This window comes from Pararhodobacter sp. (assembly GCF_034676545.1).
GTDB lineage: Bacteria > Pseudomonadota > Alphaproteobacteria > Rhodobacterales > Rhodobacteraceae > Pararhodobacter.
The window spans coordinates 159,421-171,299 of sequence record NZ_JAUCBZ010000011.1; the positions used below are offsets into that span (position 1 = coordinate 159,421).

At 59.0% G+C, this 11,879-nt stretch carries 16 protein-coding genes; 12 read left to right on the top strand and 4 right to left on the bottom strand.

What is annotated here, in order from left to right; translation table 11 throughout:
• Window positions 1-4 precede the first annotated feature (4 nt).
• From VDQ28_RS02470 to VDQ28_RS02505, 9 genes are all read left to right on the top strand, one after another.
• Window positions 5-457, top strand: a complete 453-nt coding sequence (locus VDQ28_RS02470; protein WP_051578301.1) for a DUF417 family protein — start codon at window positions 5-7, stop codon at window positions 455-457.
• Between the two features lie 23 nt (window positions 458-480).
• Window positions 481-1,959 carry a protein adenylyltransferase SelO gene (locus tag VDQ28_RS02475; protein WP_199416804.1) on the top strand — a complete coding sequence of 493 codons (1,479 nt, stop codon included), beginning with the start codon at window positions 481-483 and terminating at the stop codon, window positions 1,957-1,959.
• 28 nt (window positions 1,960-1,987) lie between these two features.
• Window positions 1,988-2,557 carry a hypothetical protein gene (locus VDQ28_RS02480; protein WP_028720606.1) on the top strand — a complete coding sequence of 190 codons (570 nt, stop codon included), beginning with the start codon at window positions 1,988-1,990 and terminating at the stop codon, window positions 2,555-2,557.
• A gap of 20 nt (window positions 2,558-2,577) precedes the next feature.
• Window positions 2,578-3,990 carry a mercuric reductase gene (locus VDQ28_RS02485; protein WP_036763621.1) on the top strand — a complete coding sequence of 471 codons (1,413 nt, stop codon included), beginning with the start codon at window positions 2,578-2,580 and terminating at the stop codon, window positions 3,988-3,990.
• On the top strand, window positions 3,983-4,510 hold the full coding sequence (locus VDQ28_RS02490; RefSeq protein ID WP_028720608.1) for an N-acetyltransferase: 528 nt from the start codon (window positions 3,983-3,985) through the stop codon (window positions 4,508-4,510). Before VDQ28_RS02485 ends, VDQ28_RS02490 begins: the two co-directional genes overlap by 8 nt.
• A 2-nt stretch (window positions 4,511-4,512) precedes the next feature.
• Window positions 4,513-4,971: a carboxymuconolactone decarboxylase family protein gene (locus tag VDQ28_RS02495; protein WP_028720609.1), complete on the top strand. Its 459-nt coding sequence runs from the start codon at window positions 4,513-4,515 to the stop codon at window positions 4,969-4,971.
• 73 nt (window positions 4,972-5,044) lie between these two features.
• The gene (locus VDQ28_RS22545; RefSeq protein WP_231879130.1) at window positions 5,045-5,473 is read left to right on the top strand and encodes a peptide-methionine (S)-S-oxide reductase; all 429 of its coding nucleotides are present in this window, start codon (window positions 5,045-5,047) and stop codon (window positions 5,471-5,473) included.
• A complete protein-coding gene (locus VDQ28_RS02500; RefSeq protein ID WP_028720611.1) occupies window positions 5,470-6,660 on the top strand; it encodes a cation:proton antiporter in 1,191 nt (396 codons plus the stop codon). The genes VDQ28_RS22545 and VDQ28_RS02500 overlap by 4 nt, the downstream gene beginning before the upstream one ends.
• Window positions 6,661-6,679: 19 nt before the next feature.
• A complete protein-coding gene (locus VDQ28_RS02505) occupies window positions 6,680-6,994 on the top strand; it encodes an antibiotic biosynthesis monooxygenase family protein (RefSeq protein WP_051578302.1) in 315 nt (104 codons plus the stop codon).
• Window positions 6,995-7,014: 20 nt separating this feature from the next.
• Here the strand turns inward: VDQ28_RS02505 and VDQ28_RS02510 are convergent, their stop codons facing one another.
• Both VDQ28_RS02510 and VDQ28_RS02515 read right to left on the bottom strand, forming a co-directional pair.
• Window positions 7,015-7,944 (bottom strand): CorA family divalent cation transporter, encoded by a 930-nt coding sequence (locus VDQ28_RS02510; protein ID WP_323034435.1) that lies wholly within the window; start codon window positions 7,942-7,944, stop codon window positions 7,015-7,017.
• A gap of 3 nt (window positions 7,945-7,947) precedes the next feature.
• Entirely contained in the window at window positions 7,948-8,628 is a 681-nt protein-coding gene (locus tag VDQ28_RS02515) for a hypothetical protein (RefSeq protein ID WP_052432431.1), read from the bottom strand.
• Window positions 8,629-8,710: 82 nt separating this feature from the next.
• On the opposite strand from VDQ28_RS02515, the gene VDQ28_RS02520 reads away from it, so the two are divergent.
• The 3 genes from VDQ28_RS02520 to VDQ28_RS02530 are packed head-to-tail and all read left to right on the top strand — an operon-like array spanning window position 8,711 to window position 10,096.
• Window positions 8,711-9,157: a hypothetical protein gene (locus VDQ28_RS02520; RefSeq protein WP_036763518.1), complete on the top strand. Its 447-nt coding sequence runs from the start codon at window positions 8,711-8,713 to the stop codon at window positions 9,155-9,157.
• 16 nt (window positions 9,158-9,173) lie between these two features.
• Window positions 9,174-9,755 (top strand): molybdopterin-dependent oxidoreductase, encoded by a 582-nt coding sequence (locus VDQ28_RS02525; protein WP_081791465.1) that lies wholly within the window; start codon window positions 9,174-9,176, stop codon window positions 9,753-9,755.
• A 44-nt stretch (window positions 9,756-9,799) separates the two neighbouring features.
• Window positions 9,800-10,096, top strand: coding sequence for a uracil-DNA glycosylase family protein (locus VDQ28_RS02530; RefSeq protein WP_416349345.1), 297 nt, complete (start codon window positions 9,800-9,802; stop codon window positions 10,094-10,096).
• A gap of 161 nt (window positions 10,097-10,257) precedes the next feature.
• Here VDQ28_RS02530 and msrQ read toward each other — a convergent pair whose 3' ends face one another.
• Both msrQ and msrP read right to left on the bottom strand, forming a co-directional pair.
• Window positions 10,258-10,863 (bottom strand): protein-methionine-sulfoxide reductase heme-binding subunit MsrQ, encoded by a 606-nt coding sequence (gene msrQ / locus VDQ28_RS02535; protein WP_323034436.1) that lies wholly within the window; start codon window positions 10,861-10,863, stop codon window positions 10,258-10,260.
• A complete protein-coding gene (gene msrP, locus VDQ28_RS02540; RefSeq protein WP_323034437.1) occupies window positions 10,863-11,789 on the bottom strand; it encodes a protein-methionine-sulfoxide reductase catalytic subunit MsrP in 927 nt (308 codons plus the stop codon). The genes msrQ and msrP overlap by 1 nt, the downstream gene beginning before the upstream one ends.
• Between the last annotated feature and the right edge of the window lie 90 nt (window positions 11,790-11,879).

An 11,879-nucleotide genomic window follows, 5' to 3' on the forward strand; every position in this document is an offset into this window, starting at 1 on the left:
GAAAATGGAACTGGTCGCAGAAATCACCCACTGGGTGCCAGCAATGAAACTTTTGTCACTGGCGCTTGCGGCAATCTTCGTTGCCTTCGGCATCGCCAAATTTGCCCGCTATGAACAGGACGCTGTCAAGACGCTGGTCGCGGGGCATCCGATCTTGCGGTTTGGCCCGAAACTGATGACGCCGGCGGGCTTCAGCATATTTCTGGGGATTGTTGAGTTGAGCACCGCTTTGCTTCTGGTACTTGGCATCTTCTTTCCCAGTTTTGGCCTTCTGGGCGGTTTGCTTGGCGTGCTGACCTTCTTGGTCACACTCAGCCTGTTCCCTTATGTTCAGTATTTCGAGGAAGAAGCAGGCCGTCTTTTCCTGTCCTCGCGTGGGCAATTCCTGATGAAGGATTTTGGCTTGCTCGTCGCCTGCCTTGCTATCGCACACCATCATGCGCTGGCCCTTGTTTAGCCCATCGTAGAAAGGAAATGACCATGCTTGATGACCTTTCGTTCCCCTTCAACAACAGCTTTGCCGACGAAATGGAGGGCTTCTTTGTCCCTTGGCAAGGCGACAAGGTTCCCGATCCGCAGATCGTCGTTCTGAACATCGCCTTGGCGGCAGAACTGGGGCTCGATCCCACCGTCTTGAACTCGGCCGCAGGCGCCGCCGCCCTGTCCGGCGCGATGGCACCCGCCGGGGCATCGCCTTTGGCCATGGCCTATGCGGGCCATCAGTTCGGCGGTTTCTCGGCGCAACTGGGCGATGGCCGCGCGATCCTGTTGGGTGAGTTGATCGACACCGAAGGCCGCCGCCGCGATCTGCACCTGAAGGGCTCAGGCCGCACGCCGTTTTCACGCGGCGGAGACGGCAAGGCCGTTCTTGGCCCCGTCTTGCGCGAATACCTGATGGGCGAGGCGATGCATGCCCTCGGCGTTCCGACAACGCGCGCTTTGGCTGCGGTCACGACGGGCGAAGAAATCGCGCGCAATGGGCTGGAGAAAGGCGCTGTTCTGGCACGCATCGCGGCCTCGCATCTGCGGGTTGGAACCTTCCAGTTTTTTGCAGCGCGCGGCGAGACCGAAAAGCTTCGCAAGCTGGCCGATTATGCCATCGCCCGCCACTTTCCAGACATCGTGGGCCGCGAAGATCGATATCTGGAATTCTTCCGGCGCGTCAGGGATGCACAGGCGTCGCTGGTCGCGAGATGGGTCAATATCGGCTTTGTCCATGGTGTGATGAACACCGACAACACAACGATTTCGGGCGAGACCATCGATTACGGTCCCTGCGCCTTCATCGACAACTATGACCCTAAAGCGGTGTTCAGTTCGATCGACCAGCACGGCCGTTATGCCTATGGCAACCAACCGGTGATCATGCAATGGAACCTGTCGCGCTTTGCCGAGACGCTGATTGATCTGGTGAACCCCGAGGACAGCGACGACGCGATCCGGCAGTTGACCAATGAGATCAATGCCTTTCCCGCGCACTACCAGCAGGAATGGCTGCGGGGCATGCGGGCCAAATTGGGTCTGCTGAAGGAACTGCCCGAAGATCTGCATTTGGCAAATGATCTGCTCAAGGCCTGTGAAGGGCAGGATGTTGACTTCACCAACCTGTTCCGCGCTTTGGCGGGGTCTGTTCGTGGCAATGACGAACTGGCGCGTGCCAATTTCGATGATCCCGCGGTATTTGACGCTTGGGCGGCCCGCTATCACACGCGGCTTGCGGCGGAAGATATTGCCGCGGAGTTGCGGGCGGAAGCGATGAACAGGATCAACCCGATCTACATCCCGCGCAACCATCTGGTTGAAGAGGCCCTGAAGGCCGCCGTGGGTGGCGATCTTGAGCCGTTTCACAAGCTTTTGGCTGTGCTGGCACATCCGTTCACCGAGCAAGACGGGTCAGAAACCTATGCGCTACCCGCCCCAGTCGACGCGCACCGTCACGTCACGTTTTGCGGCACCTAACCTTACCCAAATCCGAAGGGAACGACCCATGAAAATTGATGCAACTGATGCCGTGGCCGCTTTGTCGGAACTCGTAGACGCCGGGTTCACCCATGACTTCCGCATTCAGAACGGAAAACTCGTGGATGTAAGCGCAGGCCTCGCTGTAAATCCGGCGGAAGTGACGGTCCGGATGAAACTCCGCTTTGAGACCGAGCCGGGTTCGGGCGACGCCTCGAATATCTATGCGCTTGAGATCGCAGATACGGGCGTCAAAGGGTTTCTTGTCGATGCGCTTGATCTTGAGGGGGATGGTGCCCCGCAAGATCTGGTCAAGTCACTGAAAACTGCCGAACCGGATACGCGCAGCGAGATGACCGAGGACGAGGATTACCGATACGGTGTCCGCAAGGTCCGCAAGAGCGAGTTCAACGCCGACCCCGGACGCTATGTTCTCAGGCTTGGGTTCCCTGACTTCCCGGAATGCCCCTTTGGTCAGGGTTTTACGATGCTTGGCTTCGATACGGCCAGGCAGGAATACGTTTGGCTGGTCACCAAGATTATCGGGGATGAGCGCCTCCAACGGGTGCCTTTCCAAGGCGAAAACAGCGAAGCGTGAGAATGGCAGAGGACGAAGACATGAATCATTTTGACGCCGTAATCATCGGTTCTGGCCAAGCGGCACCTTCGCTCGCGGTTGGGTTGGCCAATCGCGGGCAATCCGTTGCCCTGATCGAGGGCGACAAGCTGGGCGGGACATGCGTCAATAGCGGCTGCACACCCACCAAGACGTTGCGCAAGTCGGCGCGCGTTGCGCATATGGTGCGGCGCGCGGCGGATTTTGGCGTCTCCACGGGCGCGGTTACTGTGGATTTTCCCGCCGCAATGGCGCGGATGCGCGAGCGTGTCGATACCGCCCGCCGGGGACTGACAGCATGGTTAAAGCGCACCAAAGGTGTCGAGGTGATCCACGGTTGGGGCAGTCTTGCCGGGTTCGATGAAAACGGCCGGTTCATCGTCTCTGTAGGCGAAAGCAAGTTCTCGGCTGACAAGGTCTTTCTGAATACCGGGACTCGTTCGTTTACCCCGCCAGTTCCCGGCCTTGAAAACATCGATGCGCTCGATAATGCATCACTTCTGGCGCTCGATGAATTGCCTGATCACCTCATCATTGTGGGAGGTTCTTACATCGGCCTTGAGATGGGTCAGATTTTCCGCCGCCTCGGCAGCAAGGTCACGGTGGTACACCGTTCCGACCGTTTGGCCGAACGCGAGGATGAGGATGTCTCGGAAATCATCGCGAAGTTTTTTCAGGATGAGGGCGTGACGCTGCACCTGAACGCCAAGATCGCAGGTGTCGGGCGCAGCATGCGCGGCGTTCTGATGACGCTCGAGGATGGTACCGAGATCGCGGGAAGTCATGTCCTGTTTGCCACGGGGCGTGCCCCGAACACCGACAAGCTGAACCTTGCGGCGGTCGGGCTGGAGACCGATTCACGCGGTTACGTTCCGACCGATGCCAAGCTGCGCACCAAGGTGCCCAACCTCTGGGCGCTTGGCGATGTGAACCGGCGTGGTGCCTTTACCCATACCAGCTATCACGACCACGAAATCGTGCTGGCCGATCTCGATAAGATTAAAGACCGCTATCAATGGAAGGACGCCGATCAGCGGCCAACGACCTATGCCATGTTCACCGACCCACCGCTGGGACGCGTCGGCCTGTCCCGCACCGAGGCGCGAAAACTTGCTGCCGAAGGGCGCAATATCCTAATCGCCGACATGAAGATGGCCGACATCAGCCGCGCCAAGGAAGAAAGCGAGACAACCGGCCTGATTCGCATCATCGTGGACGGCGACAGCGAGGCTATTCTGGGTGCCACAGTGTTCGGCATCGCGGGCGATGAGATCATCGCGATCTTTTCGAACTTCATGGCCACGGGTGCCAGCTACAAGATCATGCAACAGGCGCTGCCCGTTCACCCGACCGTCGCCGAGTTGATCCCGACGATCCTTGCAGGCTTGAAACCGCTGGCGGCCGCCAATGCATGACATCACCCTGTTTGGCGAGGTCCGCTGCCACAAGACGCGGTTCTATCAGTCCGCCCTGGAAGAACGCGGGCTGGCCTATGAATTGGCCGAAGTTGATAAGGACCCGCGCGCGGCCGTGCGCCTGACCAAGTTGGCGGGCAGCGCAGATAAGTTCCCGACCTTCCAGATCAAGGGCCGCAAACTGCGCAACCCAAAGCTGCCTGAACTTGAAAAGGAACTAGCCCGCGCGGGTCTTTACGACCCCGGCCTTATTCACGAAGAACGGGCGCAACGTTTTGTCCGGCACATGGCCCCATCTGACGCGTTCGTCAGCTATGTCTGGCAAGGCGACCGGATGATCCTGACGCATATCGAGGTCGATCCATCCTTTCGTGGCAGCGGCCTTGGCGCACGTTTTGCGGCCGAGGTCTTTGAAGAAATTGAAACCCGCTCCCATGAAATCCGTCTGACTTGCCCATTCCTGCGCAAGGTCGGTGGGACACGCGCAAACTGGCGCAAGAAATTCAATCTGGGAGATTGAAAATGCCTGTCACATTCGAGAATACCCGATTTGATCCCGATTTGATCGAGTTTCACGGGATCGCTAAGCAAATGGCGGCCTCGGTTGGGTATACTGCCGATCTGTCGGTAGATGGACGTTTGGCCCAGCTTTTGCGTCTACGCGTCGCCCAGATGAACCCCTGTTCCTATTGCCTGATCCTGCACACCAAAGCGGCCCATGATCAGGGAATCGCGGTTGAAAAGGTCGCGCATCTGGCAAGCTGGCGCGAAAGCACGATGTTCACCCCGGCAGAACGCTGCGCGCTGGCTTATTGCGAGGCGCTCACGGCCTATGATCCGGCGGCCTTTGCAGCGCGGCATGAAAGCCTGACGTCACATTTCGACGAAAAAGCCATCGCCGAAATCGCGGCCATCGTCATCAACATGAACCTCTGGACCCGCCTGAAACTGGCCCAAGGTCAGGTTCCAGTGGCGGAGTGATCTTGTGGTAACCATCGGCTTTGGAGGCGGGTGCCATTGGTGCACCGAGGCAGTTTTCCAACCGCTTGAGGGCGTGTCAGAGGTGCGGCAAGGCTTTATCCGCTCCGACGGCCCTGACGAGGCGTGGTCCGAGGCGGTGGAAATCTCCTTTGATCCTGATCGCGTGAGCTTGCGAGACCTGATCGCGGTCCACCTGAGCACCCATGCCAGCGAGGCCGATCACAAGATGCGTGGCAAGTATCGAAGCGCGGTCTACAGTATGACCGCGGAGCAGCAAAACGCGTGCGCGACGCATATACGGGACCTTGCCGCAGAGGCGGAGGTGCATTTTGTTACGCGCAGCCTTATGCACCGGGGCTTCAAGCCTTCGGACAGCCGATTTCACGATTACTACAAATCCAACCCCGAACGGCCCTTTTGCCGCACCTATATCGCGCCGAAACTTGCCAAGCTTCGGGCCCGGCACAGTGCATTGCTCAAGAAGGAATACACAACGTCATGACCCCCGCAGTCCTTCTCGTGCTTGTGGCCTTTGCCATTTACTCGTTGCTCAGCAAAGCAATCTCGCGCAGCTTGCTTACCCTGCCAATCATCTTCACAGCGCTTGGCTTTGCATTGTCCGTGCCATTGAGCGCCAGCTTGTCGCCGGATGTGATCCACGAAGGTAAAAAAATTCTGGCCGAGATCACGCTGATCCTGATCCTGTTCTCTGACGCTAGCCATGTGCGCTTTAAGAAACTGGTGATGGATTGGCAGATCCCGACACGGATGCTGGTGATCGGGCTGCCGCTGACGATCGCGCTTGGGACACTTGTCGCGCTTTGGCTCAACCCTACGTCTGGGTTTGCCGTTGCATTGCTGACCGCCGCAGTATTGACGCCGACGGATGCCGCGCTGGGGCAATCTGTCGTTTCGAACCCAGAGGTGCCAGACCACCTCAGCCAGACAATCAATGTGGAAAGCGGGCTGAACGATGGGCTGGTGCTACCCTTCGTTCTTTTGGGTGCAGTCCTTGCGTCGTCGGTTGGCGGCGCGCAGACCGATGGTTTGGCGCTGGAGGCCGCCACCGAGATTGTGCTCGGTCCGCTCGCTGGTATTGCCGTCGGTTGGGTGGCGGCCAAGGCGATGGACTGGGCGCAAAACCGCGACTTGATGCAAGAGGCGGCGGGGGCGGTGGTCTTTCTCGTGACCGCCTTCGCAGCTTACGGGTTTGCTGTTGCCATCCACGGAAACGGGTTCATTGCGGCCTTTGTTGCGGGCATGGTCTTTGGCAACACCTACCGTCATGACATCCACTTTATCAGCGAGTTCATGGAGGGGGCTGGCCAACTTTTGACGATGGCGGCGTTTCTGGTGTTCGGTGCGTTTCTGCTGCCCGACGGATTGGCGCACGCAGGGCCAAATACGATCATTCTTGCGTTGGTCTTCCTCACGCTGGTCCGTGTCTTGCCAATCTTCGTTTCTCTGACAAGAAGCGGGCTACCCGCGCGTGAGAAGCTCTTCCTTGGTTGGTTCGGTCCACGCGGTCTGGCCTCGATCCTCTTCACATTGCTGATGATGGATCAATTCGATTTCCCGAATGAAGAGGAACTGCTGGCTTGTGTCTCGCTGACTGTTGGCCTGTCCATCCTGTTGCACGGCCTCAGTTCAACCCCCTTGGCGACCCGCATCGGGCGCATGAAATCTTGAACCAGAAAAGGAGACTATAATGGCAATGCATGTAGAGGTTTTTCGCCACCGGGTTGATCCCGACTTCCAAGGCGAGTTTGACGAGCTTTACGCCCGCATGGTGACCGTGGTGAAGGGGCTAAAGGGGTATATGAGCCACAAGGTCTTTACCGCAGAGGACGGAGAAAAGGTGCTTATCGGTTACTTCGAAGATTTCGAGGCGATCGAGGAATGGGATGTCCACCCCGAGCACAAATACGCCAAAGACCGCGGCAAGAACGGTGTCTTTTTGGAGTATGATGTGGTTGTTGCCGAGGTCGTTGAGCATCACGCGATGAACTTCACCGGCGCATGAAAATGCAGCCGCCACCTCCGTCAGAACCACTTTCGCCAGCGGAACAAGACCAGCATCCCTGCGACCAGAGCCAAACAGATCACCATCAGTATGGTGAAACCATTTGCATGCCCTTCGAAGGGAACCCCCATGAGGTTCACACCGAACGCGCTGACAATAAACCCAAGCGGAAGGAACAGCGTCGCCACGACCGAGAAGACAAAGGATCTGCGCGTCAGTTGCCTGTCTTGAATGCGGGCAACCTGATCGTTGAGGATATCAACGCGGTCCCGCAGGTTTTGCAGGGTTTCAAGATACCGCAAAAGCTGATCGAGCCCGTCATCGATCCGCGTGCGCTCTCTTTCGCTCAAAAGGGAGTGCTTGCAGCGCGACAAGTGTTCCAGCACAGGTTTTTGTGGCCCGAGGTGGCGCAAGAAGCCGCTGATACGCGATTGGGTTTGTGCCATATTGGGGCAGGCAGCCTCGGTCTGATGAGTGCCCACAAGCCCTTCGATCCTGTTGACCGCGTCTTCCAGTTCCTCGATGTGGTCATCGACCTCATCGAGGTGTTCTTCGATAAGATCAGCCAGAAACTCACCCGGTGTGGTTGGGCCTGCACCTGCGGACAACTTTTGATGAAGGGCCAGGATCGGGTCAACATCGGCCTCGCGTGTAGTAATGACGCGCGTCTTGTCGATCCAGATCCTGATCGACACCATGTCTTCAGGGCGTGCCATGTCCTGACCGACATGCATGGCCTTCAAAAGCACCATGATCCCGTCATCAAGAACGCGCACGCGCGAACGTGTGTCCTCTTCGATCATCGCATCGACAACCAGGTCGTCGAGCATGGCCACCTCCATGAGATAGGCGCTGGTCTCTCGATGCTTGATACACATATGGAGCCATTCCCCGCCCCCGTTCAGTGCGTGCAGGTGAAGAAACCCCGGCGATGTTTTGACGTCTGTCATGCCTCAGTGCGCTCCTGTATCTGGGGTCAATCCATGGGCGGCGGCAAACTTATGATGGGACGCCCTTGGCCCCGCCAAGACCATGGCCGATCCTTCAGGCAACGGCGTTCCGTCCCACGGGTTTATCTCGGCGTTGAAGGCGCTGCGCACACCGATGAGGGTCAGGTCGCCGGGCCACTCCACATTGTTCGAAGGAGGTGCCTTCGCCAAACTATGTTGGGCAATCACCCTGTCCGCATCCAACTGGTACAAAACCGTGAACGGAACATGCGCCATGTGTTTGACAAGCCACGCATGTGCCATGCCGCAAATGAACTCATCGACGACAGAGGAAAAGAGCACGTAGCGCACAAAGGCGATTGCCGTGATGATCGCCGTAAGCTGAAGCAACAACCCGCTGGCCGTTTCCTTGATCCCGAAGGCCCCAACCACAACAGTGGCAACCACCGAGGCCAGACCAACGGAACCGGTAATCATCAAGATCACAAGGATACGTCTGCGCTCCGGTGTTTGGAGGATCAGTTCGGATTCAGACGTGGTGAACCCCGTGCCGCTAAGTGCCGACATGGCCTGAACTCTGGCAACGTCGCGTGAAATGCCCGTGTGTTCTAGAAACACAGCCGCGACCCGCACGATCGTGGACGAGATCGTGAACAGGATAACGATGGAAAGTGCTGCGCCCAAATCTTTTTCCCACGCTTGAGCGGGATCAGAAGCCCCGCAAAATCACCAACTTAACAACTCCAACTATCGTAAAGGAAAACCCATGATCGACAAGAACCACTTGCGCAACACGATGCTGGCCCTGACAGAGGCCGAACTTGAGCAAGCCCATAAAACCTATGAGCGATTTCTCAGCGCCGCGCGGCTGGATCGCACGGAGCCGATTGAAAATGACGAACAGGGCCAAGCAGAAACCGCCGCCGATCTTGCTGAGGCGTTCGATGACCGCGAGCATCAAGTGGAAGCCAAAATCTCAGCGTTGAACGTGCTTGATTTCGGACCGAAAACCGAAGTGGCGCCGGGCGCAGCAGTGCGGATCGGGGATCGCTATCTGGTCATTGGCGTCTCGACAGGAGAGTTTTCATGTCAGGGGCAGAAATTTATCGGTGTCTCACAAGCGGCGCCAATCTACGAGGCCCTGGAAGGCAAGAGAGCCGGTGAATTCTGTGAGTTCCGCGGCCGCAAGCTGAAGGTCACTGAGGTCTACTGACAATCGGGAGCTGACGATGAGTACTCTTCGCCCAGATGGACGCCCGCGCATTCCGCCCAATCAGGTGGTAACTCAGAAATTCCCGGTAATGACGGCGGGTACGCCCAAGACGGCCGACAAGGAAACATGGTCACTAACCCTCGACGGTGACGTCGAACAGGCGATCACACTGGATTGGGCGGGCTTTCAGGCCCTCCCACAGCGCGAATTCAGCGCCGATCTGCACTGCGTGACCAGATGGTCCAAACTGGGCACACTTTGGCGCGGGGTGGCAGTTTCTGTACTGGCCGATCTTGTTCGCCCAGTAGCTGATCCGGTTTATGTTCAGGCGCGTGCGGACGGCAATTACACCGCGAACCTGCGTTTGGTCGATATGTTAAGTGACAAAGCCTTTGTGGCCACAGAATTCGACGGTAAACCGCTGAGCGTAGAACATGGTGGCCCGGCACGACTGGTGGTGCCGGACCTATATCTGTGGAAAAGCGCCAAGTGGCTTCGTGGCCTCCATTTCAGTCCCTATGACTACAAGGGCTTTTGGGAAAAGCTGGGGTATCATAACTACGGTGATCCCTGGAAAGAACAAAGGTACAGAGGATGAGTGCTGGCGAGCCGGCGATAGCACAGGAAATACGGCCCTGCCGTATGTGCGCAGCAGATTTCGCAGCCACTGCCACAAGGCACGAACCCCGGCCAGTCGTCTGGCTGCGGCAACGCGCACGGATTCTGATTGTTGGGCAGGCGCCTGGCTTGCGCGTGCACGAATCCGGCATCCCCTTCGATGACCGCTCGGGCGACCGGTTGCGTGAGTGGTTGGGGGTTACGCGCGATGAATTCTATGATCGCGACCGGATCAGTATCCTACCCATGGCATTTTGCCGAGGATATTTCGAGAAGGTGAATTGGAAGAGCCAGGAAGTAACCGCGCTGTGCGGTGAATGAAGAAAGCGGCCCCCGAAGGGGCCGCTTCGCGTCAAAGGAAGAGCTTGACTGGGTTTTCCGCATGCATGTTTTTGCGGGGCGGGGGCGCCTTCGCAGCTGCAGAAAGAAAATTTCGCAAATCACCCGATTCAACGAAATCTTCCTGCGCCCCTGCCGCAGGGTCAGCCCCCCAGACGCCGCACCAGGGGGCGGAATCGCAGCGCCATCAGCACCGCAAAGCCCGCCGCCCACAGCCATCCCTCGGTCGAGATCACCTTCATTTGCCACAGGTAATGCACCACCCCCAGCCCCACCGCCGGATAGACCAGCCAGTGCAGCCGCCGCCAGTTGGCGCGCAGCCGGCGCACCGCCGCATCGTTCGAGGTGATCGCCAGCGGCACCAGCAGAAGAAACCCGCTGATGCCGAACAGAAGATAGGGGCGCTTGACCAGATCGGCCGCCGCCTGCGCCCAGAGCATGCCCATATCCAGCACGACCCAGGCCGCCAGATGCGCGGCCACATAGAAGAACCCCACCAGCCCCAGCGCCCGGCGATAGCGGATCAGGTTCACCCCCGCGAAGCGCCGCAGCGGCGTGACCATCAGCCCACCCAGCAGGAACCACAGCGCGATCTTGCCCAGACGGTGCTCGATGTCCTTGACCGGATCGACGCTCAGCCCGCCCTGCAGCCCCAGCCACAGGATCCACGCCAGCGGCAGCAGCCCCAGCACATAGACCGCGCCCGGCGGCAGTCGGCGCAGCGCGCCATTCATCGTCGCGGCCAGCATCAGTAGTTCCGCGCCAGATCCATCCCGGCATACAGCCCGGCGACCTGTTCTTCATAGCCGTTGAACTTCAGCGTCGGTTCGCGCCCGGCAAAAATGCCCGCGCCCACCCGCCGCTCGCTGGCCTGCGACCAGCGGGGATGGTCGACCTCGGGGTTCACATTGGCGTAAAACCCGTATTCGCGCGGTTGCAGCTGGTTCCATGTGGTGGGCGGCTGTTTTTCCGTCAGGGTGATGCGCACGATCGACTTGATCGACTTGAAGCCATATTTCCACGGCACCACCAGACGCAGCGGCGCGCCGTTCTGCTTGGGCAGCGCCTCGCCATAAAGCCCGCTGGCCAGAATCGTCAGCGGATGCATCGCCTCGTCCAGCCGCAGCCCCTCGACATAGGGCCAGTCGATGCCACCCGCGCGCTGGCCGGGCATTTCCTCGGGGCGGTGCAGCGTCTGGAAGGCCACGTATTTCGCCCCGGGCTGCACCCCCGCCCGCGCCAGCAGGCTGGCCAGCGTGAAGCCGATCCAGGGCACCACCATCGCCCAGGCCTCGACACAGCGAAACCGATAGATCCGCTCTTCCAGCGTGGCATGGGACAGAATGTCCTCCAGCGCATAGCTGCCGGGCCGGTCCACCAGACCGTCGATCTGCACTGCCCAGGGGTCGATGGTCATCTGGCCCGCATGTTTCGCCGGGTCCGACTTGTCCCAGCCGAATTCGTAGAAATTGTTGTAGCTGGTGATCTCTTCCAGCGTATTGGGCGCCGCATCGGTCGAATAGGCCGAGGCCGCCCCCACCATCCGCGCCCGCGCGGGCCCCGCCGCCAAGGCCAGCGCCGCGCCCGCCCCCGCGATCAGGGCCCGCCGGTTCAGCCAGTGGGCCCGGGGCGTGACATCGGCCCAGTTCAGTTGCGTTTTCGTCCCGTTGCGCATGGCGACCTCCGCGTGTTGCATCGACTATAGAAAGCAATACGTAACGCGCGCCCCCGAATGCACAGCGGGTCGCGACATTGTTACCTCTCA

Excerpts from the sequence above, each read along its gene's own strand:
- VDQ28_RS02470 (WP_051578301.1), top strand. The coding sequence starts at position 5 with ATGGAACTGGTCGCAGAAATCACCCACTGGGTGCCAGCAATGAAACTT.
- VDQ28_RS02475 (WP_199416804.1), top strand. The coding sequence starts at position 481 with ATGCTTGATGACCTTTCGTTCCCCTTCAACAACAGCTTTGCCGACGAA.
- VDQ28_RS02480 (WP_028720606.1), top strand. The coding sequence starts at position 1,988 with ATGAAAATTGATGCAACTGATGCCGTGGCCGCTTTGTCGGAACTCGTA.
- VDQ28_RS02485 (WP_036763621.1), top strand. The coding sequence starts at position 2,578 with ATGAATCATTTTGACGCCGTAATCATCGGTTCTGGCCAAGCGGCACCT.
- VDQ28_RS02490 (WP_028720608.1), top strand. The coding sequence starts at position 3,983 with ATGCATGACATCACCCTGTTTGGCGAGGTCCGCTGCCACAAGACGCGG.
- VDQ28_RS02495 (WP_028720609.1), top strand. The coding sequence starts at position 4,513 with ATGCCTGTCACATTCGAGAATACCCGATTTGATCCCGATTTGATCGAG.
- VDQ28_RS02500 (WP_028720611.1), top strand. The coding sequence starts at position 5,470 with ATGACCCCCGCAGTCCTTCTCGTGCTTGTGGCCTTTGCCATTTACTCG.
- VDQ28_RS02505 (WP_051578302.1), top strand. The coding sequence starts at position 6,680 with ATGGCAATGCATGTAGAGGTTTTTCGCCACCGGGTTGATCCCGACTTC.
- VDQ28_RS02510 (WP_323034435.1), bottom strand. The coding sequence starts at position 7,944 with ATGACAGACGTCAAAACATCGCCGGGGTTTCTTCACCTGCACGCACTG.
- VDQ28_RS02520 (WP_036763518.1), top strand. The coding sequence starts at position 8,711 with ATGATCGACAAGAACCACTTGCGCAACACGATGCTGGCCCTGACAGAG.
- VDQ28_RS02525 (WP_081791465.1), top strand. The coding sequence starts at position 9,174 with ATGAGTACTCTTCGCCCAGATGGACGCCCGCGCATTCCGCCCAATCAG.
- VDQ28_RS02530 (WP_416349345.1), top strand. The coding sequence starts at position 9,800 with ATGTGCGCAGCAGATTTCGCAGCCACTGCCACAAGGCACGAACCCCGG.
- msrQ (WP_323034436.1), bottom strand. The coding sequence starts at position 10,863 with ATGCTGGCCGCGACGATGAATGGCGCGCTGCGCCGACTGCCGCCGGGC.
- msrP (WP_323034437.1), bottom strand. The coding sequence starts at position 11,789 with ATGCGCAACGGGACGAAAACGCAACTGAACTGGGCCGATGTCACGCCC.